1 protein-coding gene is annotated in these 2212 nt (G+C 46.2%); it reads right to left on the reverse strand.

Annotated elements, in window-relative coordinates; all coding sequences use genetic code 11:
• On the reverse strand, positions 1-2203 hold a 2203-nt coding region (locus ACFINX_RS09845; RefSeq protein ID WP_375668770.1), incomplete at its 3' end, for a DUF4815 domain-containing protein.
• Positions 2204-2212 lie beyond the last annotated feature (9 nt).

Consider the following 2212-nt stretch of genomic DNA (forward strand, 5'->3'; position numbering starts at 1 on the left):
TGCAAAGATGAAAGTCAATACCGGTGATTTGCCGTGTTTCATCGGGGGTAAAGACTTGCGCTTGTGGGTCAAATTGCATCCATATTTTCACAGTGGTGGTGCGCCGCATCACTTTCACATCAATCAGACCTTGACCGGTAAAAAGCCCCGTTGCAATGGTTCCACCTTTTCCCCTTGCCACAACGTTTTTTGTGCCAGCCGTAATATTTTGTGGAATCGTGAAAGCGCCCTCAAGGGTGCCCTTGCTATCGGCAATAAGGAGACTCTTTGGTAAAACATTCACACCATCAAAGGTAAGACTTTCCAAGATTTCGCTACTGCCAAAACCTTCAATTTTAAAGTGAAGGGTAATTTGTCTTAAAAAGTCGATTTGTTCTTGGTGTGTGTTGATGAAATTATCGCTTACTTCTGTTCTACGTATGGTACTGCCGCGATGTTTTCCCATAATGATTTGATTGGTGATACCCGAGAGCCAATCGGTGCGTTGTTCATGCCAAAAGTCTGTTGCGGGTTCAAGGGTTACTGTACCAGGCAGGGGTGCAAAATTTTGATAAGGATTGATTTTTTCGCAAGCCGTTGTCAACTCTTGCGCAATGATCACTTCATTTGTCCAGTCAAGGGTGACAGGCGCTGTAAGATTAGCGGTGTAAAAGGTTGGATCAATGGCAAGCTGTAAAATGCCGTTGCCTACAGCACCTGTTTGTTGAAAGCCTTCATCTCTGTAACTATCATCAAGAAAAGGGTCGGCAAACATGCCCTTTTTGGCAACAGGTTCTTTAGAGTCAACATTGCTTTTAATACGCTCTAATTGCATCAATCGATCAAGCGAAAGCACTCGTTGAAAATAGCGCCACATTTCATCATAGGGGGCAACCCGTGTGCCATCATTGACCACAACCGGCGTTTCAAGCCAATTGTTGGTAATCGTTGCAAGGGACAACACATCATCAGGGACACTGGGTGCCATGGGTTGGTCTACTGAGATACCTTTGATGTAAACCACATTGCCCCCCGTGTTCAGTCCTATGCGGTCAATGCGGGGTAATTTGTAAGTGTAACTGACGATAATATCACCACCCTCCGCACCCCCTGAGACAGTGATTTCCTGCGCTGTTACCTTATCAGCCGTGATTTTTGCGCGATAGCGGTAAGTCACCTTATAGCTGCTCCCTGCTAAAGGTTCGTCTCCCACGGGTGCCCAATCAATGGTGTCTCCGGTTTTTTTAAAATCTGTGCCTTCTTTAAATTCCTTGCTTCCTTGAACGACTTTAATAAACGCGGTGATGCTTTTATCAGGAACACCATCACGCCCTGCGGCAACCGCACCGCGGGTGACGTTAACGGTTTTTTCTTTTGTCAACAAAAGAGACTGAATATCGGCAAGAGGAAAATAATAGGGTTTAAAGGTGAAACTTGTTTTCCCTTTTGGAGGCGCAAAAATATGCGTTTCGCTAGGAACAACGCTTGTCGAAAAATCCTCTGGCTCTTCATGGCGCAAAGCCGCTAAGCGTTTGCGTTTGAAACCATTGATATTGGCTTCTCCTTCTTGAATACTAAAGACTTGGCAACCGTTATTGGCTCCCAATGCACTTACACGGCAGCCACTCACGATATAATGCCCATGGGCGCGGTCGTACGTCGCAATAGCTTGCATGGCGGGTTCAAGGAGTGAGGGCGATTTTTGATCAATCAAAACGCCATCTTGTAAAATATAAACCGGAAAGAAAGTGCCATTCTGCGCATCCTCTTTCAGTGCCCAAACAAGCTGTGCTGTTTCGCGTGCCGCTCCGGGCTCTCCTTCTGCTAAGGTGCCAGGGACTTGCCCCAAGAGCTCTGGATCATCTTCGTGTGTTATCCATTTTTTTTGCAGCTTCACACCAATTTCCAAGCGCCCAATCATGGCAACATTGTTGAGTACGGCTTCAGAGACCGGAAAAATATCACCGGCAATATAAATCTTGCCATCCGTTAAAGTGACGGTCTTTGTCTCTTTGTTGACAAAAGCATCAGCCCGTTCAACGCGGTCTCCTTCTTGTGCCACAAGGCGCCCCAATCGGTCATGCCGCCCCCTTATGATGGTTTGAACCTCATTGAGTTCACCACTTTGAATAAAGGGACGCGTGCCATAAAAGACAACGCTTTGTTGTTCCTCTTTGCCGCGAGATCTGTCAATTGCAAAGGGTAAACCACTTTCATGCTTCATATTAAAACC

This window comes from Bartonella sp. AP36NXGY, assembly GCF_042195865.1.
Taxonomy (GTDB): Bacteria; Pseudomonadota; Alphaproteobacteria; order Rhizobiales; family Rhizobiaceae; genus Bartonella.